Below are 24,712 nucleotides of genomic sequence, written 5' to 3' on the forward strand. Positions count from 1 at the left end.
CATGTTCAGCCCGCCCGCAGCGCCGCTGCCCACCCTGTGCGGCAAGCCGGTCGCGACGGACCGGGCGCTGGTGATGGCCATCGTCAACCGCACCCCGGACTCGTTCTACGACCGCGGCGCCACCTTCACCGACGAGGCCGCGATGGCCGCCGTCGACCGCGCGGTCGCCGAGGGCGCCGACCTGGTGGACATCGGCGGGGTGAAGGCGGGCCCGGGCAACGAGGTCGACGCTGCCGAGGAGACGCGGCGGGTGGTGCCGTTCGTGGCCGCCATCCGCGCCGCCTATCCCGACCTGCTGATCAGCGTCGACACCTGGCGTTCGGAGGTCGCGCGGGCCGCCGTGGCCGAGGGCGCCGACCTGATCAACGACACCTGGGCCGGCGCCGACCCGGAACTGGTGCGGGTGGCCGCCGAACACGGTGCGGGCATCGTGTGCAGCCACACCGGCGGCGCCGTTCCGCGCACCCGCCCGCACCGCGTCCGCTACGCCGACGTGGTGGCCGAGGTCACCGAGACCGTCGTGGCCGCCGCCGAGCGGGCGGCCGCGGCGGGCGTGCGCACGGACTCGATCCTCATCGATCCGACCCACGATTTCGGCAAGAACACCTATCACGGGCTCGAACTGTTGCGGGGATTGGACGTTCTTGTAAACAGCGGGTGGCCGGTCCTGATGGCGCTGAGCAACAAGGACTTCATCGGGGAGACTCTAGGTGTCGGTCTTTCCGAACGACTGGAGGGCACATTGGCAGCAACGGCGTGGTCCGCCGCCGCGGGCGCCCGGGTCTTCCGCGTTCACGAGGTCGCGCACACGCGGCGGGTGGTGGACATGATCGCCGCGATCCAGGGCATCCGGCCCCCCGCACGAACCCTGCGAGGTCTGGTATGAAAATCCAACACCGCGAGTCCGCCTGGGCGAGCACGAATACCTGGGACAACCCCGAATGGGCGGTCGAGGAGCTGATCGCCGCCAAGAACGGGCGCACCGTGTCGGTGGTGCTGCCCGCCCTGAACGAGGAGCGCACCGTCGCCGACGTCGTCGCCAGCATCCGCCCGCTGGTGGGCACACTGGTCGACGAACTGGTGGTGCTCGACTCCGGTTCCACCGACGCCACCGCCGAACGGGCGCGCGCGGCCGGCGCCGAGGTCGTCACCCGGGAACAGGCGGTCCCCGAACTCGACCCGGTGCCGGGCAAGGGCGAGGTGCTGTGGCGTTCGCTGGCCGTCACCAGCGGCGACCTGATCGCCTTCGTCGACTCCGATCTCATCGACCCCGACCCGGCCTTCGTGCCCAAGCTGCTCGGCCCGCTGCTGCTGGTCGAGGACATGCACCTGGTCAAGGCCTACTACCGGCGCCCGCTGCGGCAGGGCTCGGCGGTGGAGGCGCACGGCGGCGGCCGGGTCACCGAACTGGTCGCGCGGCCGCTGCTGGCGGCCCTGCGGCCGGAACTGTGCGCGGTGCTGCAACCGCTCGGCGGCGAATACGCGGGCACCAGGAAACTGCTCACCTCCGTGCCGTTCGCTCCCGGCTACGGCGTGGAGATCGGGCTGCTGCTCGACACCTACGACCGGCTCGGCCTGTCGGCCATCGGCCAGGTCAACCTGGGTGTGCGCACGCACCGCAACCGGCCGCTGTCCGACCTCGGGGTGATGAGCAGGCAGATCCTGGGCACCGTGCTCGGCCGCAGCGGCGTCGTCGACTCCGGCGCGGCGCTCACCCAGTTCCCCCTGGTGGACGACACCTTCACCGCCCGCAGCACCGAGGTCTCCCTGACCGACCGCCCCCCGATGAACACCCTCCGCCCCACCCGCGCCGCCGCCTGAGCGGGTCAGCGCCCGGAGCGGGAGCGCAGCGTGGCCGCGTAGGGCGTCCCGCTCGGACGTAATCGGGTACAGCCTGAGCGGGTCAGCGCCCGGAGCGGGAGCGCAGCGTGGCCGCGTAGGGCGTCCCGCTCGGGCGGAATTGGACTCAGCCTGAGCGGGTCAGCGGTGGATGGGGCCGCTCATTCGGTCCAGCGCCCGGCCCGTGGCTCCCGAGCGTTCGGCCAGGATCTGCGCGACGATGGATATCGCCGTCTCCTCCGGTGTGCGCGCGTTGAGGTCCAGGCCGAGGGGGCTGTGCAGGCGGGCCAGCGTGGCCTCGTCGAGTCCGTCCTCGCGCAGCCGGGCCAGCCGTGCGGCGTGGGTGCGGCGGGAGGCGAGCGCGCCGACGAACCCCACGCCGGGCAGGGTCAGCGCGGTCCGCAGCATCGGCACATCGAACTTGGCGTCGTGGCCGAGCACACACACCACCGTGCGGGCATCGATCCGGCCGGCCGCCTGCTCGGCCGCCAGATATCGGTGCGGCCAGTCCACGACCACCTCGTGTGCGGCGGGGAACCGGGCGGGCTGGGCGAAGGCCGCCCTGGCATCGACCAGGGTCACCCGGTAGCCCAGTCGGCCGCCGACGCCGGTGAGCGCGTAGGCGAAGTCGTTGGCCCCGCTGACGATCATGCGTGGCGGAGCGGGCGCGACGTGCAGGAAGACGGGCGCCGCGGCGGCGATGGCACTACGGCCCTCGGCCAGCAGCGCGGCGGCCTCGCGCCGGAGCCCGTCGCCGGGTTCGCCACCGGGTTCGCCATCGTCGAGCACGCTCCATGCCGCGTCGGCGTCGAGCGTCGTCGCCAGGACCACCGGTTCGCCCGCGGCCAGGGCCCGGCGCAGGCGTTCGAGTACCGGCAGGCGGGAGCTGTCGACCCGTTCCACGAAGACGCGGAGTTCGCCGCCGCACGGCAACCCGACCTCGACGGCGTCCTCCCGCACGTATCCGAAGCGCTCGAGGGTCGCCGGACCACCCGCGATCACCGGCTGCGCGGCCGCGACCACCGCCGCCTCGACACAGCCGCCGGACAGGGAGCCGAACACGGTGCCGTCGGGGCCGAGCGTCATCGCCGCCCCCGGCTCCCGCGGCCCCGGTCCGCTCGTGCCCACCACCCGGGCCAGCACCGTCGGTCCGCGCGGCACCAGCTCGAGCAGCCGTTCCACCATCTCCCGCACGGCAACCACCCCTTCCGACCGGCCGTCCCGCCCCGACCAACCGATGCTGTGATGCTATCGAGCGCGGCGGCCGCCGTCGCGGCAAATCGATGGGCCGCGCTGGATTTTCGGGTCGGTGCGACGCGGAATCGTTGCTCGAACCGGTGGGTGCTGGTCGCCGTGCGCCGCGGGAAGTCGCCGGTGCCGCACGGGTTTCCGGTGCCCGGCCTGCGCCGGGGCGAGTCGTCAGCCGGCGGCGGATTCGCGTTCGGCCGGCTTGCGGGCACCACCGTCGTCTGCGGGATCGTTCTCGCTCGCCGCGGCGCCGCCGGTGTTCGGCGGGGCCGGCTCCGCGGCCGCACCGCCGCCGGTGTTCTGCGGGCTCGGTTTCGTGACCGACATCGGCTTCGCCGGGTTCGCTGCGGATTGCGGGGTGGTCGCGCTCGCGGGGGGCCGGCGGCTTGCCGGGTCCGGGTCCGGTTGCGGGGTTGTCGCGACAGCGGCAGCTCCGGCGGTGTCCGCCTCGTGGGTCTCGGAACGCGAACCGCCGTCCACCCGCTCGGCCGCCGCGTCCATGGCGCGGCCGGGCTCCTCCGCCGGCGTGCCGTCCTCCGCCGTCCGCGCGACCTGCGGGATCTCCCCGGTGTGCCCGGGCGAGCGAGCCTCTTCCGCCAATCGGGCCTGGAGTTCGGCGACGGTGATCTGCGGTCCCGGCCCCTCGGTGCGACGGATCACGCCGACGACGACGCCGACGAAGGCGGCCACGAAGACCGCGATGCCCACGATCACGATGAGGTTCATCGTCGCCTTCCCGCAGTGTCTGCCGCCGCGCCGTCGTGGCGGATGCCGAGTGCGGACGCCGGATTCGCAGAGTCCGATGTCCACCCTATCCGAGGATAGTTACCTGTCGGCAATCTAAGCACCGTGCGGGGTGTCGCGAGTTCAGGGGTGGCGTGAGCAGGAACACAACGGCGCTGAGCGCGCGAAAAACCCTGCCTTCGGACGGTTTCCAGTTACCGATCGGTCAACGGGGCCGCTGGCCGTTCGTGCGGGGGTCGCCCAGGTGCCGGTAGACGGGGGTGAGCAGGTCGGCGTCGACGGGTTCGCCGGTCGAGCGGTCGTAGCGCACCGCGATGAGCACCGAGAACAGGTGGTGCTCGGCGCGTTCGTGCAAGCCGGCCAGGCGGGTGGCGAGCAGACGCACCGCGCCGAGCGAACCGGGCGGGTGCAATCCGTCGATGATGAGGCAGCTGCCCCGGCCGTCGGGGCGCGGCAATCGGGCCAGGTAGGCGATGTCGTGCGGTTCCGGTCCGGCGGGCCGGTAGACCCGGCGGGCGGCGCGGTCCTCGATGGCGCGGCGCGAATCGCCGGGCCGGGCCACGGTGCGCCGCAGGCGCGGATCGGCGGCGACGAACCGGCGCAGGGTGGGGGAGAGCTCCGGTCCGCCGAGCACGATCACACCGTCGCGATTGAGGTCGACCGGGCGGCCCGGCGCGAAGTACTCGATGGTGGCGGGAAAGCCCAACTCCCGCAACAGTTCGACGAGTCGGTCGGCCGCGGTCGGGTCGGGGGCGCCGGGCAGGCGACCGGCACGGGCCTCCGGGGTGAGCACGGTCAGCGCGCCGTGCCCGAAGAACAGGCCCTCGGGTGCGGGGCCCTGGGTGCTCACCTGGTGGATGCGGGCGCGGGAAAGTCCGGCGGCCGCACCGATTCTGGCGAAGGTCCAGCCTTCGGCGTGCAGTTCCCTGATCACCGCACGGCGAATTCTGGTGAGTTCGTTGATCGTCTGCTGCGCAGCCGCCACCCCCTCGGTGGCCGCCTTGAGTCTTTCGACCTTGTCCTCGATCGCGAAGACCCGCGCCACGTCATCGGCCGACATGTCCGAAGTTTAGACAGCTCGACAGCCGACGGCGTAAATCCGGCTTGACGGCCGTACTTTCCTACAGCCCAGTCGGTTTGGCGATCACTCGGCGTGCCGCGCGTGACACGCCGAGGACCTGTGACTCACGTGGCGTCGGTGTCGATCGGGGGATGCTCGTTGCGCGCCAAAGGTTTTTCCATTTTCGGCTTCGGGAAGTCCGGCATCCCGCTGTTCGTGCCGTAGAGATCGGCCGTGGTGGGGACCGCCTTCTCCAGATCGCGCAGCACCGTGTCGTCGCCGTTGAGCAGGTGCTTGGTGACCAGACCGCGCGGCGTCATCCCGCGCAGCTCGTTGAGTTCGGCCAGCGGCTTGCGCAGATCGTCGAACTCCGGGCCGAGCTCCTCCTTGAGCTGTGCGGTCGCGCCGCTGGCGTAGTCGCGGAGCTGGCGCAGGCTGCGCGTGGTCCAGCGCACGGCCCCGGGCAGACGCTCCGGGCCGAGGATCACGAGCGCGGCGACGAGCAGGATCATCATCTCGCCCCAGCCGATGTTGCTGAACACGAAACCAGGCTACCTGGGGATTCGGCGGCCGTGTCAGTCGGATTCCAACGTCACAGGCACGTCCACCTGCCTGCCGTCGCGGATCAGGGTCACCGTCACCGTTTCGCCGATCTCGCGCGCCTGCACCGCCACCGTCAGCTCCTCGGGCCCGGTGACCTCCCGGTCACCCACCTTCACGATGACGTCGCCCTCCACGATGCCCGCCTTGTCCGCGGGCCCGCCGGGCGCCACGTCGGCCACCGCGGCGCCGCTCATCACCTCGTTGGCGACCGTCTTGGTGCGCGCCGAGAGCCCGATCATCGGGTGGTGCATGACCCCGTCCCGGATCAGGCTCTGCGCGACCTCGGTCATGGTGTCCACCGGAATGGCGAACCCGAGGCCGACCGAGCCGCCCGTCTCGCTGCGGATGGCGGAGTTGATGCCGATGACCTGGCCGTCCATGTCCACCAGCGCACCGCCGGAGTTGCCTGGGTTGATCGAGGCGTCGGTCTGCACCGCGTCGATCACGGCGTTGGTGTCGCTGCCCTCGCCGGAGAGCTTCACCGGCCGGTGCAGTGCGCTGACGATGCCGGAGGTCACGGTCTTGCTCAGGCCGAGCGGCGAGCCGATGGCGAGCACGTCGTCGCCGACCTGCACGTCGTCGGAGCGGCCGAGCCGGGCCACGGTGAGGTTTTTCACATCCACCTTGAGCACGGCCAGATCGGTCTTCGGGTCGCGCCCGACGATGTTCGCGGGCACCCGGCTGCCGTCGGAGAAGGTGACCTGGATGCTCGCCCGGCCGCTCTTGTCCTGCGCGGCCATCGAGATCACGTGGTTGTTGGTGACGATGTAGCCCGCGCCGTCGATGACCACGCCGGAGCCGGTCGAGCCGTTCTCGCCGACCGTGGTGCGGATGGAGACCACCGAGGGCAGCACGGCGTTGGCCACCTGGGCGATCTGGCCGTGCGGCTGGTCGGTGCTCTCGGTCTGCTCCAGGGTGACCTTGCGCGAGGTGAGGTTGGTGCTCGTCTCGGCGGTGAGCCTGCCGACCAGTCCGCCGACCACACCGATGGCCAGGGCGACCGCGGCCAGCAGTGCCAGCGCCTTGGGCGCCACCCGGGCGCCGAACAGCACTTCCCGGGCGGTCAGCTTGCGGGAGGCGGGCAGCGGCTCGGGCTGCGGGGTGGCCACCGCGGGCGCGCCGAGACGGGCACCGGAGTTCGGATCGCGCCACGGGTCGGCGGGAGCCGGGGGCGCCGGGGCGGCGTCGGCGGCATCGGGGTCGCGCTGGAGCAGTTCGTCGGAGCCCTCGGGACGGCCGAAGGCCTCGGCGAGCACCGCGTCCGGCGGGCGGTTCTGGGTCAGCCGGTCGCCCGCCTGATCGCCGGTCTGCGGGGCGGCCGGTCGCTCGGCGAAGGAGCCGCGCTGGCCGGCCGGGCGGCGGAAGGCGTGCGCGGTGTGTGAGTCGACGTGGGGGCGATAGACCGGCCGCGGCCCCAGCACGGGCGCGTCCGGCGGCCTCAGGTTCCCCCTGTCAGCCGCCGAATCGGAGGTGTCGCCGGCAGCGGTTCGCGTGTCCGACACAGGTCCGTTGTGCTGCGATTCGGTGGTCACGCGCCAAACTCTACTTGCGCCACCAGGTGGTCCACCGGGTCGCGGTGAACGAATCGGGGAGAAAACCGAAAACTGCCTCGTGGCGGGCATTCCCGGTCTGCCGGGGGGCGGAGTTCTCGACCGGGCCGGGCAGTTCGGCGAGCGGGATACGCGAGAGGCTGTCGTGCAGGCTGCGCGGCACCGCGATCGGGCCGGACTGGCGCAACGCGATACGCGCCTGCTGCTGCGCCTCGACCTCGGCCGCGCACTCCGGGCACACGGAGATGTGCTGGGCCGCGCGCAGGTAGGCGTTCATGCGGAGTTCGCCGTCGACGTAGGCGACGACGGCTTCGCTGGCCAGATGCTCGGTCGGAGCGAATCGCGGGGGCCTGCCCTGGCCCGGACGGCCCGCGCCGCGCGCGCGACCGGACGTGCTGGACTCGCCACTCATACGGTGCTCACCTTCCGACCGTCGTCCACCGGACGGGTGCCGACCGATTCCGGCGGTCACCCGATGTTCGCGTCAGCGGTGTACCGCTGCTGCGATCCATTATGCGCAAGGTACTCGCGCAGTGCCTGGCGGCCGCGGTGGATCCGGCTGCGCACGGTGCCCAGCTTGACGCCGAGCGTCGCGCCGATCTCCTCGTAGGACAGGCCCTCGATGTCGCAGAGCACGACGGCGGCGCGGAACTCCGGCGCCAGCGAGTCCAGCGCGGACTGCAGGTCGGGGTCGAGCCGGGCGTCGTGGTAGACCTGCTCGGGGCCGGGACCCTCGGCGGGCACCCGGTCGTAGTCCTCGGGCAGCGCCTCCATCCTGATCCGGTTGCGCCTGCGCACCATGTCCAGGAACAGGTTGGTGGTGATGCGGTGCAGCCAGCCCTCGAAGGTGCCGGGCTGGTAGTTCGACAGCGAGCGGAACACCCGGATGAAGGTTTCCTGGGTCAGGTCCTCGGCGTCCTGCGCGTCGCCGGAGAGGCGGTAGGCCAGCCGGTAGACCCGGTCGGCGTGCTCGCGGACCAGTTCGTCCCAGGAGGGCATGACCGAGCGGTCACCCGTCGCGTCGAAGGCGGCGGTGCCGGAGAGTTCCTCGGCGGTGGCAAGGTCGGCGGTGGCAAAGTCGGCGGTGGCAAAGTCGGCGGTGGCAGGGTCGGCGCCGGAAGCGGCCGGTTCGTCGTCGATCGGGGTGGTGGCGGTCGCCACCGTATAGTCGGCCGGGATGGTGGGCACACCGGCAGCGGCTGCCTCGGCCGCCTCGTGCCCCGGTAGTGTCGCGAACGAACCCTTGACCATGTGGATGGGGCTACCTCCTACTCGGGACCGTAAACACGCGGCTCCCGCTGCGGTCCGGATCTCGAACCGTCGCGTACGGCTTACAACGAACATCGGGTGTGCCGTTGTTCCCGCCGCCGGTGTCCGCGGTCGTCTGGTCTTGCCTGGGTCCACTCTTTCCTGTCCCGATATGCCCTGGATATGGAGATACTGAGGGACAGCTGAGAAAACCGGCGGCACCGGTTTGCTGTTGTCGTGACGCCGATCGCGCGTCCGTCCCATTAGCCTCATACCCGTGGCATCGAACCTGGAGCGAAATCTCGCCTACGTGGAGGAATCCGTCGTGGAGGACGAGATCCTCGTCAGCGCGCGCGAGCGGGCCACCGAACTCGGTGCGGCACCCGTGCCGCCCTCGGTCGGCGCCCTGCTCAGCATGTACGCCCAGCTGCTCGGCGCACGGGCGGTCGTCGAGGTCGGCACCGGCGCGGGCATCAGCGGATTGTGGCTGCTGGACGGCATGCGCGAGGACGGGACGCTGACCACGATCGATTCCGAACCCGAGCATCAGCGCGCGGCCAAGGAGGCCTTCCGGGCCGCCGACATCCCACCCGCGCGCACCAGGTTGATCAACGGCCGCGCCCTCGACGTGCTGCCGCGGCTGGCCGACGGCGCCTACGATCTGGTCTTCGTCGACGCCGCGCCGCTGGAACATCCCGAGTACGTGGCCCAGGGCGTCCGGCTGCTCCGCGAGGGCGGCGCGATCATCCTGCACAACGCGTTGCTGGGCGGCCGGGTGCCCGATCCCACCCAGCGCGACGCGGTCACCCAGGCGGTGCGCTCGGCCACCCGCGCCATCGCCGAGGATCCGCGGCTGACCTGCGTGCTGATTCCCGTGGGCGACGGCCTGCTCTGCGCCTCACGCGGCTGAATCCTGCGCCGCGGTTCTGCGCCGACGCGAGTTCTCGTCGCCCACGCGGATTCTCGGAGCGCGCGCGACTGTCCCCGCTCGCGCGGCGAATTGCCCTGTGGCACCGTTCATCTCACCCACGCTGATTCGCCGAGAGGTCGCCGGGTATCCGACGACGAGCCGGGCCGGGACGCCTCGGCGTTCCTCGGATCGCGTGTGGTGCCCGGGAATTCCCGGCGCCGCGCAGAATTCGAGAGGAGCGGCGGCGATGATGTGGAATCGGGCGTCCGAAATCATCTATTACGGCCATGTCACCGATGTGGCGAAGGAAAAGAGCACGGTCAATTGGCTGCTGGTCGGCGTGGGTTTCTTCCTGCTGGCCGTGCTGGTGGCGATCGGTGTGCTGGTCTGGGTCAGCAATGCCGATTTCGACACCGGGCCGGCGAAGGTGGTGCCGACCAGCGGCCCGTGCGAACCTTTCTGCACCGGGACTCCGCCACCCCCGCAGTGAGCCGATGCGGCGGTGGCCCACGGAAGGGACGGGTCCGTGTTCTTCCTCGACAACGACGACGACCGCCGCCGCGTCGAATGGGGCGGCGCAACAGTGGTGTTCGCGCTGCTGCTGCTGGCGGCGATCGTGCTGGCCGCGCTGGTGGTCACCGCGGATTTCGACGGCGACGACCCGGAGACCACCGCGCCGCGCACCCCGGGCCCGTGCGAACCGTTCTGTCCGGCCACCCCGGCGCCCTGACCGCGCCCGGGACGCGTGGTCCGCACGGCCGCCGGGCGTCGGCCCGACTCAGACCCAGACGCCCTTGCCGACGGTGACGACACCGCCGTTGCTCACGGCGAACCGCTCGCGGTCGCGGTCGAGATCGACGCCGATGATCTCGCCCTCGCCGACCACCACGTTCTTGTCGAGGATGGCCCGGCGCACCACCGCGCCGCGGCCGATGCGCACACCGGGCATGAGCACGCTGCCCTCCACGGTGGCGCCGTCGTCGACCACGACGTTGGAGCTGAGCACCGAGTTGCGCACCGTGGCCGCCGACAGGATGCTGCCCGAGCCGACGATGCACTCCTGGGCCAGCCCGCCCTGCGCGAACTTGGCGGGCGGCAGGTTCTCCGCGGCGCCGCGGATGGGCCAGTGTTTGTTGTAGAGGTTGAACACCGGGTGCACCGACACCAGATCCATGTGGGCGTCGTAGAAGGCGTCGATGGTGCCGACGTCGCGCCAGTAGCCGTGGTCGCGGTCGGTGGCGCCCGGCACCTGGTTGTCGGCGAAGTCGTAGACCCCCGCCTCGCCCGCCTCCACCAGCGCGGGGATGATGTCGCCGCCCATGTCGTGGTCGGAATCGGAGTTCTCGGCGTCCGCGCGGATCGAGTCGACCAGCACCTTGGTGGTGAACACGTAGTTGCCCATGGAGGCGAAGGTCATGTTCGGGTCGTCCGGGGTGCCGGGCGGGTGCGCGGGCTTCTCCAGGAACTGCGTGATGCGACCGGACTCGTCGGAGTCGATGCAGCCGAACGCGCTGGCCTCGCTGCGCGGCACCCGGATGCCCGCCACGGTGACACCCGCCCCGGAATCGATGTGGTGGGAGACCATCTGCTCGGGGTCCATCCGGTACACGTGATCCGCGCCGAAAACGACGATGTAATCGGGGTCCTCGTCGTAGATGAGATTCAGCGACTGCATGATCGCGTCCGCGCTGCCGGTGTACCAGCGCGGGCCGAGGCGCTGCTGCGCGGGCACCGGGGTGATGTACTCACCGGCGAAGCCGGACAGCCGCCAGGTCTGCGAGATGTGGCGGTCCAGCGAATGCGACTTGTACTGGGTGAGCACGCACAGCCGTAGATAGCCCGCGTTGACGAGATTGCTCAGCACGAAATCGATGAGGCGGTACGCGCCGCCGAAGGGGACGGCCGGCTTCGCCCGGTCAGCCGTGAGCGGAAAGAGGCGTTTTCCCTCGCCACCGGCGAGCACGATCCCGAGTACGTGCGGCTGGCTCCTCACACTGCCCAAACTACAGTGTCGGCGGGGCGCGGGTGGCCCGTCGCGGGTGCAGCGTCTAGTTTGGACCGGTGAGTTTCGGCACGGACGACGGGCGCTCGGCGGCGGGATCCGGCGAGACGGGCGAGTCCCGGGAGCGGTTGCGCGTCGCGATGCTCACCCGCGAATATCCCCCCGAGGTCTACGGCGGCGCGGGTGTCCACGTCACCGAACTGACCGCGCGGCTGCGCACCCTGAGCGAGGTGACCGTGCACTGCATGGGTGCCCCGCGTGCCGATGCCGTGGTCCACGAACCGGATCCGGCCCTGGCCGGAGCCAATGCCGCGGTCCGGATGCTCTCGGCCCAGCTCCGCATGGCCGACGCGGCGGGCGAGGTCGATGTGGTGCACTCGCACACCTGGTACACCGGCCTGGCCGGGCATCTGGCGGCGACGCTCTACGGCATCCCGCACGTGCTCACCGCCCACTCCCTCGAACCGCGCAGACCGTGGAAGGCCGAACAGCTCGGCGGCGGCTACCGGATCTCGTCGTGGTCGGAGCGCAACGCCATGGAGCACGCCGACGCGGTGATCGCGGTGAGCGAGGGCATGCGCCACGACGTCCTCGACGCCTACCCGGCCATCGACCCCGACCGGGTCCATGTGGTGCACAACGGCATCGACCCCACCCTCTGGCATCCGGGCGCGCCGGTGCCGGGCGAGCGTCCGGTCCTCGAGGAACTGGGGGTGCGGCCGGACCTGCCGATCGTCGCCTTCGTCGGGCGGATCACCCGGCAGAAGGGTGTGGGCCACCTGCTCGCGGCGGCCAGGAACTTCGATCCCGACATCCAGGTCGTGCTGTGCGCGGGCGCGCCGGACACCCCGGAGCTGGCCGCCGAGACCGCCGCGGCGGTGGAGCGGCTGCGGGCCGGGCGCGAGAACGTCTTCTGGGTGCAGCAGATGTTGCCCACCGAGCAGATCCGGCAGATCCTGGCGGCGGCGGCGGTGTTCGTGTGCCCGTCGGTGTACGAGCCGCTCGGCATCGTGAACCTGGAGGCGATGGCCTGCGCGACCGCCGTGGTCGCGTCCGACGTGGGCGGCATCCCCGAGGTCGTCGACGACGGCGTGACGGGGCGGCTGGTGCACTACGACGCGCTCGCCGCCGAGGAGTACGAACGCGGGCTGGCCGAGGCCGTCAACGCGGTCGCGGGCGACCCGGCGCTGGCCGCCCGTTACGGCGAGGCCGGGCGGGCACGGGCGATCGCGGACTTCGACTGGACCCGGATCGCCGCCCGCACGATCGAGGTGTACGAGCACGTCCGGAAGGCGTGAGCGGGCCCGCCGATCAGTGCCGCGTGATCAGTGCCGCGGCCGATAGACCGCGAGGGTGACCGAGGCGGTGACGCTCATCCGGTCGGGCAGCGCCGCCAGGCGCGCGGCGTCGGTGTCGTCGCGATGGTGCGCGGACGGGCCCATCCCCACCAGCCCCGCGATGTCCGCACGGCCCAGCGCCATCGGGTACTCGACCACCACGCGCTCGGCCGGGTCGAAATGCCCCGCCATCGCCGTCGCGACGCGGCGGTCCTTGTCCGGGTCGACCCCGACCATGCCGAGCGGGCCGACGACTTCGCGCAGATGAGCCGGTGTCGGCGTCACCACGAGGTAGCGCCCGTCCGGCGCCAGCACCCGCGCCGCCTCGGCCGGATTGCGCGGCGCGAACACCGTGAGCACCGCGTCGAGCACGCCGTCGCGCACCGGCAGCCCCCGCCAGGCGTCGGCCAGCACGGCCGCCGCCCGGGGGTGCGCGCGGGCGCAGCGCCGCACCGCCGGTTTGGCGACGTCGAGCGCGATGCCGGTGGCGCGCGGCACGGCGTCGAGTGCGCGGGCGAGGTAGTACCCGGTGCCCGCGCCGACCTCGAGCAGCGTCGCGGCACCCGTGGGGAGCGCCGCCGCCACCGCGTCGGCGATGGGCGCGAAATGGCCCCCGCGCTGAAAGGCGGCGCGGGCGTCCAACATGTCCGCCGTGTCACCGGTCATCTTGGTCGAGGCACCGGTGAGCAGGCCGACGTATCCCTGTTTGGCGATGTCGAAACTGTGGCCGCGGGCGCACCGCAGCGCCCGCTCCTGAACCTGCAAGGCCTGCCCACATTCGGGGCAGGCCAGCAGACAGGCCACATCGGCCAGGGCCGAGGTACTAGCTGGTGACACTCTTCAGTTCGTCACCCAGCGCAGCGGCTTCATCCGGCGTGAGCTCGACGACCAGACGCCCGCCACCCTCGAGTGGAACCCGCATGACGATTCCACGCCCTTCTTTGGTTGCCTCGAGGGGACCGTCCCCGGTGCGGGGCTTCATGGCCGCCATCCTCTGCTCCCTCCAGATCTGCGCGGTTTTCTGCGCACTTTCTTGGAACTACAGTTGTCACCAACCAGGTAGCCCACCGGCATTTGGTGAGCTACACCTGTCCTATTCTTCCCTATCGCCGTTCGGGACGGATACCTGAGTTCGAAATGTGATCGCGGTGGCGTCCCGGTGCGCGGTGCTGCCGACCCAGCAGTCGGCCAGGTGATCGTCGACCATTCCGGTCGCCTGCATCAGCGCGTATGCGGTGGTCGGGCCGACGAACCGGAAGCCGCGCCGCTTCAATTCTTTTGCCAGAGCGACGGATTCGGCACTGGTCGCGGGCACGTCGGCCAGGCTGCGCGGCCGCGGGCGCGGCTGCGGCGCGAACGACCACACCAGCTCGTCGAGGGGCACGTCCAGCGCCAGCGTCGCACGGGCGTTGGCGATCGCGGCGTCGATCTTGGCGCGGTTGCGCACGATGCCGGGGTCGGCGAGCAGCCGGTCCACATCGGCGGGACCGAACTCGGCGACCCGCTCGACGGCGAAGCCGGCGAACGCGCGGCGGAAACCCTCCCGCTTGCGCAGGATGGTGATCCACGCCAGGCCCGACTGGAACGCTTCCAGGCACACTCGCTCGAACATCGCGTCCACCCCGCGCAGCGGAGCACCCCACTCGAAGTCGTGGTAGTCGCGATAGAGCTCGGAGGCCAGCGACCAGGGGCAGCGGATGCGCCCGTCGTCGACGGTCACGAACGGTCCCGGCCGTTGGGCGCGGGCCAGGCGGGCTCGGCCCGGTCCGGCACCGCCGGCGGCGTGGTGACCGGGTTCGCGGTCTGCCCGGCCGCCGCTTCGCGCGCCGCGGCGAGCTCGGCCTGGAGTTCGTCGATGCGGGCGGCCAGCCGGGCCAGCGCCCAGTCCACCTCGCCCGCCTTGTAGCCGCGCACCACCTGCTGGAACCGCAGCGCGCGCACATCGGCGCCGGTGATGCCCTCGGCGGGCAGCACGGTGGCGGTGGTGCCCTCGGGCAGCGGACCGAGCTCCTCGCCCCGCCCGAAGACCACGCTCGCCAGCAGGAACAGCACCGCGGCGACCACGCCGACGATCAGCACGTACCCCAGCAGCGTCAGCATGGCGCGCTACAGGTGCCGGGTGGTGTCGATGCCCAGCGACATGCCCGCCAGGCCGCGTCTGCGCACCGCCAGCTTGTCGGCCACCTCGCGCAGCGCCGTCGCGGCGGGGCTGTCCGGATCGCGCAGCACGATCGGGGTGCCCTCGTCACCGGCCTCGCGCAGGCCCTGCTCGAGCGGGATCTGCCCGAGCAGCGGGACGTTCGCGCCGACCGCGCGGGTCAGGCTGTCGGCCACCTGTTGCCCGCCGCCGGAGCCGTAGAGCTCCATCCGGGTGCCGTCGGGCAGGTCCAGCCACGACATGTTCTCCACCACGCCCGCGATGCGCTGGCGGGTCTGCAACGCGATCGAGCCCGCGCGCTCGGCGACCTCGGCCGCCGCGGCCTGCGGGGTGGTGACCACCAGGATCTCGGCGTTGGGGATCAGCTGGGCGATGGAGATCGCGACGTCGCCGGTACCCGGCGGCAGGTCGAGCAGCAGGATGTCGAGATCGCCCCAGAACACGTCGGCCAGGAACTGCTGCAGCGCCCGGTGCAGCATCGGGCCGCGCCACACCACGGGCGTGTTGCCCTGGGTGAACATCGCGATCGAGATGACCTTCACCTCGTGCGCGATCGGCGGCATGATCATCCGCTCCACCTGGGTGGGGCGGGCGTCGGTGCCGAGCATGCGCGGCACCGAGTGGCCGTAGATGTCGGCGTCGAGCACGCCCACCGAGAGCCCGCGCGCCGCCATCGCCGCCGCCAGGTTGACGGTGACGCTGGACTTGCCCACCCCGCCCTTGCCGGAGGCCACCGCGTACACGCGGGTGAGCGAGCCGGGCTGGGCGAACGGGATCACCGGGTCGGCCGAGTCGCCGCGCAACTGTTTGCGCAGCTCGGTGCGCTGCGCGTCGTCCATCACGTCGAGGTCGACCGAGACCGCGCCGACGCCGGGGACGTCGGCCACCGCCTTGGTCACCCGCTGGGTGATCTCGGTGCGCAGCGGGCAACCCGCCGTCGTCAGGTAGACCTCGACATGGACATTGCTGTCGGCGTCGATCGCGACGCTTTTCACCATGCCCAGTTCGGTGATCGGCTTGCGGATCTCCGGGTCGTCGACCTTCGCGAGCGCGCCCCGCACGTCCGATTCCGTTACCACTGGCATGACGGGAATTTTAGGCGTCTCAGATTCGGGGCAACTGCGCGGGCTGCGGTGCGACCCCCGTGGCGTAGGCGCTCTCCCACGCCATGACATTCGCGACGTAGGCCATCGAGTTGTTGTAGCGCAGGATGGCGCGGCTCTGCTGGGAGAGATCGCGCATGTCCAGATTGCCGTCGCACAGGTACTTGCCCGCGGTCAGCGCCGCGTCGAAGAGGTTCTGCGGGTCGGCGATGCCGTCACCGTTGCCGTCGGCGGCGTAGCGCTGCCAGGTCTCGGGCAGGAACTGCATCGGGCCGACCGCGCGGTCGTAGCCGTCGAGTCCGTCGAGCGCGCCGTTGTCGCTGTCGTGGATGACGTTGTTGCCCGCGAGCGAGCCGTCGAGCACCGGGCCGTAGACCGGCTTGATCGGGTTGCCGTCGGCGTCGGCCTTGCCGCCGAACGCGTGCGTGGACTCCACCCGGCCGATACCGGCCAGCATGGTCCAGGGCATGTGGCACTGCGGGTTCTCCGCGTGCAGTTTCTCCTCGGCGTTGCGGTAGGCCGCCTCGGCGATGCCGGGCATGCCCAACGGCCCCGCGGGCAGGTCGGCAGGCGCTCGATCACTCGACAGCGCAACGCTTTTCACGACCGGCGGGGTGGCGGTGTGCTGGGCGGCGAGTGCGTGGGTGAGGTGCTCGTCGGGATCGGCGTTGGCGGCGCCGAGCACGTCCTGACCGTCGGCGAGCGGCGCGACCGCGGGCTGCTCGCCGCTGTCGAGGTTCGATGCCGCGGCGCAGGCGACCAGTCCCGCGGGGACCAATCCGGTGAGTGCGATGACGGAGCCGCGCCGGACCGGCGCGGGGGATTGCTTACGGTGACGCCCCACGGTGTGGTGACCCTCCTCCAACGACACGGCAGGGGAAGCTCGTGCGACACAACGCGATTCGGAAACCGATGCGCGGTGGGTCGGGCGAGCCTCCTTCGTGAACGAAGGAGAGATTACCGCATCCGAGACCTTTTTGTTACGCCTTCGTGATGTGTCACCAGGTTTGGGTCACGGAAGGGGCTCGCGTCCGGGCGCTGCCTGCGCGCCTCGGCCGCCGGCCGCCGGACCCGCTCAGGCCGGCGGCGGCGCGGGGGCGGGCGGCAGCGGGATGACGATCCCGAACGGCAGGGTGATCCCGGGCGGAGGCGGGGGCGTCGGGGCGGCAGGCGCAGGTTCGGCCGGTGCCGCGGGTGTCGTCGCCGGTTCCGGGGCTGGCGTCTGTTCGACCGGCGGGGCAGGCGGTGGCGGAGTCTGGGCGAGCTGCGGCGCGGCCTCCGGCTGCTGCGGCACGGCGCAGGCGGGGTCCGGCGGCGCGGGCTTGCCCGGCTCCACCGGTGCGGCCGGCGCCGCCTCGCCCTCGGCGGTGCCGAACTCCCGCGCGGGCGCGATCGGCTGCGCGGGCGCGCCGGGCGCCGGCATCGGGGCCGGAACCGCGGCCTGCACACAGGGATCCACCGGCTTGGGCGGCGGGCAGAAGATGCCGCACGGGATCGGCGGCAGGCCCGGGATGTGGATCATCGTCTCCTGCGGCGTCGGACCGGGGGTGACGGTGGTGCCCGGCGGCAGTTCGGTCGGCTTGTCCGGCACGGTGGTCGACGGGATGGTCGTGTCGACGGCGGTCATGTCCGGAGCGGGACCGGCCGCCACGACCGGCGCCGAGCCCGGCGGGACGAGGTTCGGGTCGACGGTGACCTGGCGCGGGGTGCCGCCGGTGCGGTAGGCCGCCGACCAGCTCAGCACGTCGGCGGCGTAGGCCATCGAGTTGTTGTAGCGCAGCACCGCGCGCAGTTCCTGCTGCGGATCACGCAGGTTCAGGCCCCCGGAGCAGAGGTATTTGCCCGCGGCCAGCGAGGCGTCGAACACGTTGTGCGGGTCGGCGACGCCGTCGCCGTTGCCGTCGGCGGAGTACAGCGACCAGGTGCTGGGCAGGAACTGCATGGGGCCGACGGCCCGGACGTAGCCGCCGTCGGCGGCCTTGATGATCTCGTTGCCGGGCAGGGTGCCGTCCAGCGCGGGACCGAAGATCGGCGAGACGGTGGTGCCCGCGGCGTCGGTGCGGCCACTGCTCGCGTGTGCGGATTCGATGCGGCCGATGCCGGCGAGCAGGTTCCAGCTCAGTCCGCAGCCGGGCATCGAGGAGGCCAGGGCCAGTTCGGCATTGCGGTAGGCGGCCAGCACGATCTCCGGGATGCCGAGCACGCCCCCGGTGTTCGGCAGGGCGATGTCGCGCAGCGGGACCGTGCCGCCGAACGGCGGCAGCCCGTCGGCGGGCGGAGTCATAGCTCGAAGTTTGCGGGGACTGTCCGGGGTGACCGGCAAGAGGCCAACCGTGGTCGCCGAAGGGGAGTCCGGATTTCCGGTGCCCGCGCCTCCGCCACCGGTGGTGCCGGTCGAGGCGGCCAGCAGCGCCTCCGGCGCCTTGGGCGGCTCGCTCGCCGTGGTGCTGTGCGCCGCCGAACCGGAGGCGACCAGACCGGCGACGACAAGGGCCGACATGGTTATCGGAGCAGAAACACGCATTCGGCCACACCATTCCTCTATGTCGTGGGAGCGGGCCGGACGAGACCGCCGTCCCGGCGCGCTTCGGACAACGGACTCCAGGTTACCCAGGAGTCAGTATGTTGTCGGGCGTTTCCGTTCATTCCTCGGGCGCCTGCGGGGGAAGCTGAACTGTTGCTTGCTTCCCGCCGGAACCCTTCTTCCGATTCCCTTTACCCGCCTTGCCGCCGCGTGAACCGGAATCGTCTCCCACGGTGGCCGCTTCGATCCGGTCGAGCATCTCACGGACCTCGTCGAGTTCGCGGCGTAGATAGTCGCGCGTCGCCACATCGCCCACCGCGATCCGCAGCGCGGCCAGCTCCCTGGCCAGGAACTCGGTGTCGGCCTTGGTCTGCGCGGCCCGCATCCTGTCCTCTTCCAGCGCCACCCGGTCGCGGTTGTCCTGGCGGTTCTGGGCGAGCAGGATCAGCGGCGCGGCGTAGGCGGCCTGGGTGGAGAAGGCCAGATTCAGCAGGATGAAGGGGTAGGGATCCCAGCGCAACGCCACCACGAACACGTTGAGCGCGATCCACACGACCACCACCACGGTCTGGATCGCCAGATAGCGCCCGGTGCCGAGGAATCGGGCCACCCGCTCGCTGCTGCGCGCCAGTGCCTCGGCGTCCCAGTCGAACCGGAAGCGGTTCTGCATCGGGGTCTCGAGCCGCTGGCGCGCGACCGGCGTCTTGTCGGTCACCGGGTCGCCACCCCCTCCCGCTGTTCCTGTTCCCGCCAGTCCTCCGGCAGCAGGTGATCGAGCACGTCGTCCACACTCACCGCGCCGAGCAGGTGATTCTCCTCGTCCACGACGGGGCCGCACACCAGGTTGTAGGTGGCCAGGTACCGGGTCACCGCCGAGAGCGTCGCGTCCGGGCGCAGCGGGGTCAGGTCGGTGTCGAGCAGCCCGCCCACCAGGTGCGCGGGCGGCTCGCGCAGCAACTGCTGGATGTGCACGCAACCCAGGTACCGGCCGGTGGGGGTGGCCGTCGGCGGGCGCACCACGAACACGATCGAGGCCAGCGCCGGGGTGAGATCCGGATTGCGCACCCGGGCCAGCGCCTCGGCCACCGTGGTGGCGGGCGTCAGCACCACCGGGCGGGTGGTCATCAGGCCGCCCGCGGTGTCGGGGGAGTGCTCGAGCAGCCTGCGCACCGGCTCGGACTCCTCCGGGTCCATCAGCGCCAGCAGCGATTCCCGTTCCCCGGTGGGCAGCTCGCCCAGCAGGTCGGCCGCGTCGTCGGGATCCATCGCCTCGAGCACGTCGGCGGCCCGGCGCACCTCGAGGTGGCCGAGCAGGTCGACCTGGTCGTCGTCGGGCAGCTCCTGCACCACGTCGGCCAAGCGCTCGTCGTCGAGCGCCTCGGCGACCTCGATGCGGCGCTTCTCCGGCAGCTCGCGCAACAGGTGCGCGACGTCGGCCGCGCGCAGCCCCTCGAACTGGCCGAGCAACTGGGTGACGTCCTGTCCCGGCCTGCCCAGCTCGTAGGGCGTGAGACCGGTGACCGCCTGCCAGTCCACCACGTGCACCGCGCGCCTGCGCCCGATCCTGCGGTGCCCGCGCACCGCGACCCGCGACACCACCCAGTCCCTGGTGCGGGTCCGTTCGATGCCCAGGTCGACGACGAACACGTCGACGCCGGTGAGGTCGGGCAGATCCGGGTCGTCGACGCGCACCTTGGAGTCGACGATCTGTGCCAGCGCGAGCATTTCGCCGGGGCGTTGCTGGAACCGGCGCAGGCTCACCGTGCCGGTGTTGAGCGTGATCATGCCCGGCTCGATCGAGGTGACCCGCAACATCGGCACGAAAATGCGGCGCCTGCTCGGCAATTCGACGACGAGGCCGTGTACGCGGGGTTGCTGGCGGTCGTAGCGGACGGCGACGACGACGTCGCGCACCCGGCCGATAGACTCGCCGTCCGGTCCCAGCACCACCAGGCCGGCGAGCCTGGCGACGTACACCCTGGTAGCTGCCATGCTTGCCAGGCTAGAGGTTTGCGGGCCGGTGGTCGCCGTGACACAGGAGGGTTTATGAAGCCACGCCGCTCGGTCCTGGCCGTGCCAGGCAGCAATCCGAAGATGATCGAGAAGGCCAAGGGACTGCCCGTCGACGAGGTGTTCCTCGATCTGGAGGATGCCGTCGCGCCGGTCGCCAAGGCCGCGGCGCGGGCCAACATCGTGGCGGCGCTGAACGAGCCGGGCTGGGGCGGGCAGCTGCGGGTGGTGCGGGTCAACGACTGGACCACTCAGTGGACCTACAGCGACGTCATCACCGTGGTGGAGGGCGCGGGCGCGGCGCTCGATGCCGTCCTGCTGCCCAAGGTCACCGACGCCGGTCAGGTGCGGGCGCTGGATCTGCTGTTGAGCCAGCTCGAGCGCACCTGCGGGCTCGAGGTCGGCCGCATCGGCATCGAACCGCAGCTGGAGAACGCCCTCGGCCTGCGCAACATCGACGAGATCGCCACCGCGAGCCCGCGCGTGCAGGCGCTGGTCTTCGGGCCCGCCGATTTCATGGCCAGCATCAACATGCGCACGCTGGTGGTCGGCGAGCAGCCGGAGGGCTACGACACCGGCGACGCCTACCACCACATCCTGATGACCATCCTGCTCACCGCCCGGGCGCACGGGTTGCAGGCGATCGACGGGCCGTACCTGCAGATCCGCGATCTCGACGGCTTCCGCCGCGCCGCCGGCCGCACCGCCGCGCTCGGCTTCGACGGCAAATGGGTGCTGCACCCCACCCAGATCGAGGCCGCCAACGAGATCTTCAGCCCGCGCCAGGCCGATTACGACCGCGCCGAGGAGATCCTCGAGGCCTACGCCTACTACACCTCCGGCGCGGGCGGTGCCCGCGGCGCGGTGATGCTCGGCGAGGAGATGATCGACGAGGCGAGCGCCAAGATGGCGGCCGTCATCGCGGAGAAGGGGCGCGCGGCCGGGATGCGGCGCACCACCGCGTTCACCCCGCCCCGGGACTGAATCGGACACCCCGATCACCGCCTGCACCACCGCGGGCGACGGGCCTGCGCCCATAATGGACCTATGACGAACCCACTGGGGAACGCGAACAACCCGCGGGCGACGGGTCTGCCCACCCCGCCGTCGGGCTGGCCGGTCGGGTCCTACCCCACCTACGCCGAGGCGCAGCGGGCGGTGGACTACCTGGCCGACAACCAGTTCCCGGTCCAGGACGTCACCATCGTCGGTGTGGACCTGATGCAGGTCGAGCGGGTGCTGTACCGGCTCACCTGGGCCAAGGTGATCGGCGGGGGCGTGGTCTCGGGCGCGTGGCTCGGCCTGTTCCTCGGCCTGCTGCTGAGCCTGTTCACCACCGGCGGCGCCCTCGGCCCGCTGGCGGTGGGCCTGGTCGGCGGCATCATCTTCGGCGTCATCTCCACCTCGATCCCGTACGCCGCGACCAGGGGGCAGCGCGATTTCGCGTCCAGCATGCAGCTGGTGGCCGGGCGCTACGACGTGCTGTGCAACCCGAAGACCGCCGAGCAGGCGCGGGACATGCTGGCCCGGTTGGCGATCTGATCGATGGACGTGCTCGAGCGGGTCCGCACCGCGGTGCTGGACCACTTCGGCGTGGACGGCGCGCGCGTGGACTCGGCGTCGGTCACCTTCCTCGGCCTGGAGCCGATCGACATCCTGCGAATCCCCGACGGGGATCTCGTGCACTACGTGACGCTGGGCGGCGCGCGTCATCCGATGGGCGACCCGGCCGATCTCGTCGCCGACCCGGTGCGCGGGCCGCGGGCCGAACTGGTGCTGACGCTGCGGGCGAGTGCGCTGCCCGGCCTGCCGAAGTCACTGGGTGTGCTGGTGGCCAGCCCGGCGGTGGAGGGTGTGGTGCTGCAGCCCGACGCGCTGCTCGATCTCGGCGAACCGATGTGGCAGGGCTCGGTGTTCACCGCCGCCCTGCTGGGCGAGAGCGCGGTGCCCGACGTGGTGCTGCCCGAGCCCGCCGATCCGGTGCGCTGCCTCGCGGTCACCCCGGTGACGGCCACGGAGGCGGCGTGGGTGCGGGTCCGCGGTGCGCAGGCACTGCGCGACGCCTGGGCCGAGGCCGGTATCGACGTGCGCGACCCGAACCGGGGCGCGGCCTCGCTCTAGAGCCAGTTGTTGCGGTGGAAGGTGACATACAGCGCGCCGCAGACGCTCAGGATCACGATCCACACCGCCGGATAGCCCCAGGTCTGCTTCAACTCCGGCATGTGCTCGAAGTTCATGCCGTAGATGCCCGCGATCATCGTCGGCACCGCCGCGATCGCGACCCAGGCCGAGATCTTGCGCATGTCGGTGTTCTGCTGAACGCTGATCTTGGCCAGCGCCGCGCTCACGAGTTCGCTCAGTGATTCGTCGAAGTCGGCGATCCGCTCGGCGACGAGTATGTGGTGGTCGAGCACGTCGCGCAGGTAGCGGCGCACTTCCTTGGGCAGCGGCAGATCGGTCTTCTCCGCGAGTTGCTGCAACGGCGCCTGGAGCGGGTTCACCGCCCGGCGCAGCTCCACCACCTCGCGCTTGAGCTGATAGATGGTTTCGATGGTCACCTGGTCCCGCGGGGTGAAGACGGCCTCCTCCATCTCGTCGATGTCGTTCTCCACCAGTGCCGCCACATCGATGTAGGCGTCCACGACGTGGTCGGCCACCGCGTGCAGGACCGCGCCCGGCCCCAACGCGAGTTGCTGCGGCCGGGATTCCAGGTCGCGGCGCACGCCGGCGAGACCGGTGTGCTCGCCGTGCCGGACGGTGATCACGAAATCGGCGGCAGCGAAGACCATGATGTCGCCGGTCTCCACGATCTCGCTGATGCTGTTCATCTCGTGCGGGACATAGCTGACCGTGCGCAGCACCAGGAACAGGGTGTCGTCGTAGCGCTCCAGTTTGGGGCGCTGGTGGGCATGCACGGCGTCCTCCACCGCCAGCGGATGCAGGCCGAAGGTCGCGGCGATGTCGCCCATCTGCGCCTCGTCCGGGTCGTGCAGGCCGATCCACACGAAACCGGTGCCGCGTGCGCGCACCTCGGCCAGCGCCTCGGCGTGGGAGAAGCGGCCGGGGATGCGGGCGCCGTCCACGTAGACCCCGCAGTCGACGATGGCGCGCGCGGTCGGCACCGGAATGCGCGGCAGCGGCGCGGGTGGGCGGCCGGGGCCACGGAACGACGGGAGGGAGGGCACGCCGACGATGCTACGTCGGCCGGGGGTGCGGGCCGATGATCATGCACTGTAAGACTGGATGCGTGCGCATCGACCTGCATACCCACTCGACCGCCTCCGACGGCACCGACACACCGGCCGAACTCGTGCGCCACGCCGCCGCGGCCGGGCTCGACGTCGTGGCGATCACCGACCACGACACCACCTCCGGCTGGGCGGAGGCCGTCGCGGCGCTGCCGCAGGGCATGACGCTGGTGCGCGGGATGGAGATGTCGTGTATCGGGCTGGGTGAGGACGGCTGGCCGGTGCCGGTGCACCTGCTGGCCTACCTGTTCGATCCGGCCGACCGGTCCTTCGCCGAGGAGCGGGAGCGGCTGCGGGCCGAGCGGGTCGAGCGGCTGCGGGCGATGGCCGAACGGATGGCCGCCGACGGGCTGCCGATCGACCCGGACGCGGTGCTGGCCTCGGCCGGTCCTTCGGCAGGCCGCCCGCATCTGGCCAGGGCGCTGGTCGCCGCGGGGGTGGTGCCGACGGTGGATGCCGCCTTCACCGACCTGCTCGCCCCGCACGGCCGCTACTACGCCGAGAAGGCCGACACGCCGCTGCACCGCGCGGTGCGGATGATCGCGGCGGCGGGCGGCGTCAGCGTGCTCGCGCACACCAGGGCCCGCAAGCGCGGCCGCCTGCTGGCACTCGACGACATCCGCGAACTGGCCGGGCTCGGGCTCGGCGGTCTCGAGATCGACCACCCGGACCACTCGGCCGCCGACCGGGCGCTGCTGACCGACCTCGCCGCCGAACTGGACCTGATCACCACCGGGTCCTCGGACTACCACGGCACCAACAAGACCATCCGGCTCGGTGAATTCACCACCGACCCCGAGCAGTTCGAGCGGTTGGTGGCGCGGGCGACGGGTGTGCCGGTGGTCGTCTCGTGAGACCGGTCCGCGCGCTCAGCGGGGTGGTCGCGGCGGGTACGGTGCTGCTGGCGCTGGTGGTGGTCGGGGCGTCGGTGATCGGCGGGCAACGCGGATTTCCCGGCCCCGGAGCCGAATCGGTGCGGTGGCACATCGTGGTCGCGATCGTCGCCGTGGCGGCGCAATTGTTTTCGGACAGAACCACCGGCGTGCGTGCCTTTTTCGCGAGCACGATCGTTTTCGCGGTCGCGGCATTATTGCTGTGGACACAGTGGTGGAGTTGACAGTTCGATAA

Annotated in this window: 29 protein-coding genes; 11 read left to right on the forward strand and 18 right to left on the reverse strand. The window is 71.4% G+C overall.

Annotated elements, in window-relative coordinates; all coding sequences use genetic code 11:
• Position 1: 1 nt before the first annotated feature.
• Entirely contained in the window at positions 2–886 is an 885-nt protein-coding gene (folP, locus tag AMO33_RS25200; protein ID WP_060595142.1) for a dihydropteroate synthase, read from the forward strand.
• A complete protein-coding gene (locus tag AMO33_RS25205) occupies positions 883–1,821 on the forward strand; it encodes a glucosyl-3-phosphoglycerate synthase (protein ID WP_060594512.1) in 939 nt (312 codons plus the stop codon). Before folP ends, AMO33_RS25205 begins: the two co-directional genes overlap by 4 nt.
• A 159-nt stretch (positions 1,822–1,980) precedes the next feature.
• On the opposite strand, the gene AMO33_RS25210 is transcribed toward AMO33_RS25205, so the two are convergent.
• The 7 genes from AMO33_RS25210 to sigE all read right to left on the reverse strand — a co-directional run bounded on the left by AMO33_RS25210 (position 1,981) and on the right by sigE (position 8,295).
• A complete protein-coding gene (locus AMO33_RS25210) occupies positions 1,981–3,033 on the reverse strand; it encodes an XdhC family protein (protein WP_060594513.1) in 1,053 nt (350 codons plus the stop codon).
• Positions 3,034–3,258: 225 nt separating this feature from the next.
• The gene (locus AMO33_RS25215) at positions 3,259–3,813 is read right to left on the reverse strand and encodes a hypothetical protein (RefSeq protein ID WP_060594514.1); all 555 of its coding nucleotides are present in this window, start codon (positions 3,811–3,813) and stop codon (positions 3,259–3,261) included.
• 223 nt (positions 3,814–4,036) lie between these two features.
• On the reverse strand, positions 4,037–4,891 hold the full coding sequence (locus tag AMO33_RS25220) for a hypothetical protein (protein WP_011211269.1): 855 nt from the start codon (positions 4,889–4,891) through the stop codon (positions 4,037–4,039).
• Between the two features lie 125 nt (positions 4,892–5,016).
• Positions 5,017–5,433, reverse strand: coding sequence for a Sec-independent protein translocase protein TatB (gene tatB, locus AMO33_RS25225; protein WP_011211268.1), 417 nt, complete (start codon positions 5,431–5,433; stop codon positions 5,017–5,019).
• A gap of 33 nt (positions 5,434–5,466) precedes the next feature.
• Positions 5,467–7,026 carry a S1C family serine protease gene (locus AMO33_RS25230; protein WP_082668801.1) on the reverse strand — a complete coding sequence of 520 codons (1,560 nt, stop codon included), beginning with the start codon at positions 7,024–7,026 and terminating at the stop codon, positions 5,467–5,469.
• Between the two features lie 10 nt (positions 7,027–7,036).
• Positions 7,037–7,456: a hypothetical protein gene (locus AMO33_RS25235; protein ID WP_060594515.1), complete on the reverse strand. Its 420-nt coding sequence runs from the start codon at positions 7,454–7,456 to the stop codon at positions 7,037–7,039.
• A gap of 56 nt (positions 7,457–7,512) precedes the next feature.
• Positions 7,513–8,295, reverse strand: coding sequence for an RNA polymerase sigma factor SigE (gene sigE / locus AMO33_RS25240; RefSeq protein ID WP_060594516.1), 783 nt, complete (start codon positions 8,293–8,295; stop codon positions 7,513–7,515).
• Between the two features lie 274 nt (positions 8,296–8,569).
• On the opposite strand from sigE, the gene AMO33_RS25245 reads away from it, so the two are divergent.
• The 3 genes from AMO33_RS25245 to AMO33_RS25255 all read left to right on the forward strand — a co-directional run bounded on the left by AMO33_RS25245 (position 8,570) and on the right by AMO33_RS25255 (position 9,932).
• Positions 8,570–9,202 (forward strand): O-methyltransferase, encoded by a 633-nt coding sequence (locus AMO33_RS25245; protein WP_011211264.1) that lies wholly within the window; start codon positions 8,570–8,572, stop codon positions 9,200–9,202.
• 97 nt (positions 9,203–9,299) lie between these two features.
• Positions 9,300–9,692 carry a hypothetical protein gene (locus tag AMO33_RS31760; protein WP_127516237.1) on the forward strand — a complete coding sequence of 131 codons (393 nt, stop codon included), beginning with the start codon at positions 9,300–9,302 and terminating at the stop codon, positions 9,690–9,692.
• A gap of 36 nt (positions 9,693–9,728) precedes the next feature.
• Positions 9,729–9,932 carry a hypothetical protein gene (locus AMO33_RS25255; RefSeq protein WP_060594517.1) on the forward strand — a complete coding sequence of 68 codons (204 nt, stop codon included), beginning with the start codon at positions 9,729–9,731 and terminating at the stop codon, positions 9,930–9,932.
• Positions 9,933–9,980: 48 nt separating this feature from the next.
• Here the strand turns inward: AMO33_RS25255 and glgC are convergent, their stop codons facing one another.
• The gene (glgC, locus tag AMO33_RS25260) at positions 9,981–11,195 is read right to left on the reverse strand and encodes a glucose-1-phosphate adenylyltransferase (protein ID WP_011211262.1); all 1,215 of its coding nucleotides are present in this window, start codon (positions 11,193–11,195) and stop codon (positions 9,981–9,983) included.
• 137 nt (positions 11,196–11,332) lie between these two features.
• On the opposite strand from glgC, the gene glgA reads away from it, so the two are divergent.
• Positions 11,333–12,502 (forward strand): glycogen synthase, encoded by a 1,170-nt coding sequence (gene glgA / locus AMO33_RS25265; protein ID WP_060595144.1) that lies wholly within the window; start codon positions 11,333–11,335, stop codon positions 12,500–12,502.
• Between the two features lie 27 nt (positions 12,503–12,529).
• Here the strand turns inward: glgA and AMO33_RS25270 are convergent, their stop codons facing one another.
• The 9 genes from AMO33_RS25270 to AMO33_RS25305 all read right to left on the reverse strand — a co-directional run bounded on the left by AMO33_RS25270 (position 12,530) and on the right by AMO33_RS25305 (position 20,318).
• Complete coding sequence (locus AMO33_RS25270) at positions 12,530–13,378, reverse strand: putative RNA methyltransferase (RefSeq protein WP_076573911.1); 849 nt, start codon at positions 13,376–13,378, stop codon at positions 12,530–12,532.
• Positions 13,365–13,532, reverse strand: a complete 168-nt coding sequence (locus tag AMO33_RS30695) for a DUF3117 domain-containing protein (RefSeq protein ID WP_011211259.1) — start codon at positions 13,530–13,532, stop codon at positions 13,365–13,367. Before AMO33_RS30695 ends, AMO33_RS25270 begins: the two co-directional genes overlap by 14 nt.
• A gap of 102 nt (positions 13,533–13,634) precedes the next feature.
• On the reverse strand, positions 13,635–14,261 hold the full coding sequence (locus AMO33_RS25275; RefSeq protein WP_060594518.1) for a DNA-3-methyladenine glycosylase I: 627 nt from the start codon (positions 14,259–14,261) through the stop codon (positions 13,635–13,637).
• Positions 14,258–14,641 carry a DivIVA domain-containing protein gene (locus AMO33_RS25280; protein ID WP_060594519.1) on the reverse strand — a complete coding sequence of 128 codons (384 nt, stop codon included), beginning with the start codon at positions 14,639–14,641 and terminating at the stop codon, positions 14,258–14,260. The genes AMO33_RS25275 and AMO33_RS25280 overlap by 4 nt, the downstream gene beginning before the upstream one ends.
• 6 nt (positions 14,642–14,647) lie before the next feature.
• A complete protein-coding gene (locus AMO33_RS25285; protein WP_011211256.1) occupies positions 14,648–15,784 on the reverse strand; it encodes an Mrp/NBP35 family ATP-binding protein in 1,137 nt (378 codons plus the stop codon).
• Between the two features lie 19 nt (positions 15,785–15,803).
• Positions 15,804–16,646, reverse strand: coding sequence for a lytic transglycosylase domain-containing protein (locus tag AMO33_RS25290; RefSeq protein WP_060595146.1), 843 nt, complete (start codon positions 16,644–16,646; stop codon positions 15,804–15,806).
• 231 nt (positions 16,647–16,877) lie between these two features.
• Positions 16,878–18,302 carry a lytic transglycosylase domain-containing protein gene (locus tag AMO33_RS25295; RefSeq protein ID WP_261307347.1) on the reverse strand — a complete coding sequence of 475 codons (1,425 nt, stop codon included), beginning with the start codon at positions 18,300–18,302 and terminating at the stop codon, positions 16,878–16,880.
• A 142-nt stretch (positions 18,303–18,444) separates the two neighbouring features.
• The gene (locus AMO33_RS25300) at positions 18,445–18,996 is read right to left on the reverse strand and encodes a DUF1003 domain-containing protein (protein ID WP_228802710.1); all 552 of its coding nucleotides are present in this window, start codon (positions 18,994–18,996) and stop codon (positions 18,445–18,447) included.
• A gap of 41 nt (positions 18,997–19,037) precedes the next feature.
• Positions 19,038–20,318, reverse strand: a complete 1,281-nt coding sequence (locus AMO33_RS25305) for a magnesium transporter MgtE N-terminal domain-containing protein (RefSeq protein ID WP_060594522.1) — start codon at positions 20,316–20,318, stop codon at positions 19,038–19,040.
• Positions 20,319–20,372: 54 nt separating this feature from the next.
• Here AMO33_RS25305 and AMO33_RS25310 point away from each other — a divergent pair, with 54 nt between their 5' ends.
• The 3 genes from AMO33_RS25310 (at position 20,373) to AMO33_RS25320 (ending at position 22,457) form a co-directional block, all read left to right on the forward strand.
• Positions 20,373–21,320: an HpcH/HpaI aldolase/citrate lyase family protein gene (locus tag AMO33_RS25310; RefSeq protein WP_060594523.1), complete on the forward strand. Its 948-nt coding sequence runs from the start codon at positions 20,373–20,375 to the stop codon at positions 21,318–21,320.
• Between the two features lie 63 nt (positions 21,321–21,383).
• On the forward strand, positions 21,384–21,878 hold the full coding sequence (locus AMO33_RS25315; protein WP_011211250.1) for a general stress protein: 495 nt from the start codon (positions 21,384–21,386) through the stop codon (positions 21,876–21,878).
• A gap of 3 nt (positions 21,879–21,881) precedes the next feature.
• Positions 21,882–22,457, forward strand: a complete 576-nt coding sequence (locus AMO33_RS25320; RefSeq protein WP_011211249.1) for a suppressor of fused domain protein — start codon at positions 21,882–21,884, stop codon at positions 22,455–22,457.
• Here AMO33_RS25320 and corA read toward each other — a convergent pair.
• Entirely contained in the window at positions 22,454–23,521 is a 1,068-nt protein-coding gene (gene corA / locus AMO33_RS25325; protein ID WP_060594524.1) for a magnesium/cobalt transporter CorA, read from the reverse strand. The genes AMO33_RS25320 and corA overlap by 4 nt on opposite strands.
• Positions 23,522–23,583: 62 nt before the next feature.
• Between corA and AMO33_RS25330 the strand changes: the two genes are divergently transcribed.
• Together AMO33_RS25330 and AMO33_RS25335 are read left to right on the forward strand one after the other, a co-directional pair.
• Positions 23,584–24,438, forward strand: a complete 855-nt coding sequence (locus AMO33_RS25330; protein WP_060594525.1) for a PHP domain-containing protein — start codon at positions 23,584–23,586, stop codon at positions 24,436–24,438.
• A 41-nt stretch (positions 24,439–24,479) separates the two neighbouring features.
• Positions 24,480–24,701, forward strand: a complete 222-nt coding sequence (locus tag AMO33_RS25335; RefSeq protein ID WP_229434781.1) for a hypothetical protein — start codon at positions 24,480–24,482, stop codon at positions 24,699–24,701.
• Positions 24,702–24,712: the final 11 nt, after the last annotated feature.

Source organism: Nocardia farcinica (assembly GCF_001182745.1).
GTDB classification, from domain to species: Bacteria; Actinomycetota; Actinomycetes; order Mycobacteriales; family Mycobacteriaceae; genus Nocardia; species Nocardia farcinica.

Excerpts from the sequence above, each read along its gene's own strand:
- AMO33_RS25215 (WP_060594514.1), bottom strand. The coding sequence starts at position 3,813 with ATGAACCTCATCGTGATCGTGGGCATCGCGGTCTTCGTGGCCGCCTTC.
- AMO33_RS25300 (WP_228802710.1), bottom strand. The coding sequence starts at position 18,996 with ATGCAGAACCGCTTCCGGTTCGACTGGGACGCCGAGGCACTGGCGCGC.
- AMO33_RS25315 (WP_011211250.1), top strand. The coding sequence starts at position 21,384 with ATGACGAACCCACTGGGGAACGCGAACAACCCGCGGGCGACGGGTCTG.
- folP (WP_060595142.1), top strand. The coding sequence starts at position 2 with ATGTTCAGCCCGCCCGCAGCGCCGCTGCCCACCCTGTGCGGCAAGCCG.
- AMO33_RS25310 (WP_060594523.1), top strand. The coding sequence starts at position 20,373 with ATGAAGCCACGCCGCTCGGTCCTGGCCGTGCCAGGCAGCAATCCGAAG.
- AMO33_RS25280 (WP_060594519.1), bottom strand. The coding sequence starts at position 14,641 with ATGCTGACGCTGCTGGGGTACGTGCTGATCGTCGGCGTGGTCGCCGCG.
- AMO33_RS30695 (WP_011211259.1), bottom strand. The coding sequence starts at position 13,532 with ATGGCGGCCATGAAGCCCCGCACCGGGGACGGTCCCCTCGAGGCAACC.
- sigE (WP_060594516.1), bottom strand. The coding sequence starts at position 8,295 with ATGGTCAAGGGTTCGTTCGCGACACTACCGGGGCACGAGGCGGCCGAG.
- AMO33_RS25320 (WP_011211249.1), top strand. The coding sequence starts at position 21,882 with ATGGACGTGCTCGAGCGGGTCCGCACCGCGGTGCTGGACCACTTCGGC.
- AMO33_RS25305 (WP_060594522.1), bottom strand. The coding sequence starts at position 20,318 with ATGGCAGCTACCAGGGTGTACGTCGCCAGGCTCGCCGGCCTGGTGGTG.
- AMO33_RS25295 (WP_261307347.1), bottom strand. The coding sequence starts at position 18,302 with ATGTCGGCCCTTGTCGTCGCCGGTCTGGTCGCCTCCGGTTCGGCGGCG.
- AMO33_RS25205 (WP_060594512.1), top strand. The coding sequence starts at position 883 with ATGAAAATCCAACACCGCGAGTCCGCCTGGGCGAGCACGAATACCTGG.
- AMO33_RS25220 (WP_011211269.1), bottom strand. The coding sequence starts at position 4,891 with ATGTCGGCCGATGACGTGGCGCGGGTCTTCGCGATCGAGGACAAGGTC.
- AMO33_RS25285 (WP_011211256.1), bottom strand. The coding sequence starts at position 15,784 with ATGCCAGTGGTAACGGAATCGGACGTGCGGGGCGCGCTCGCGAAGGTC.
- AMO33_RS25235 (WP_060594515.1), bottom strand. The coding sequence starts at position 7,456 with ATGAGTGGCGAGTCCAGCACGTCCGGTCGCGCGCGCGGCGCGGGCCGT.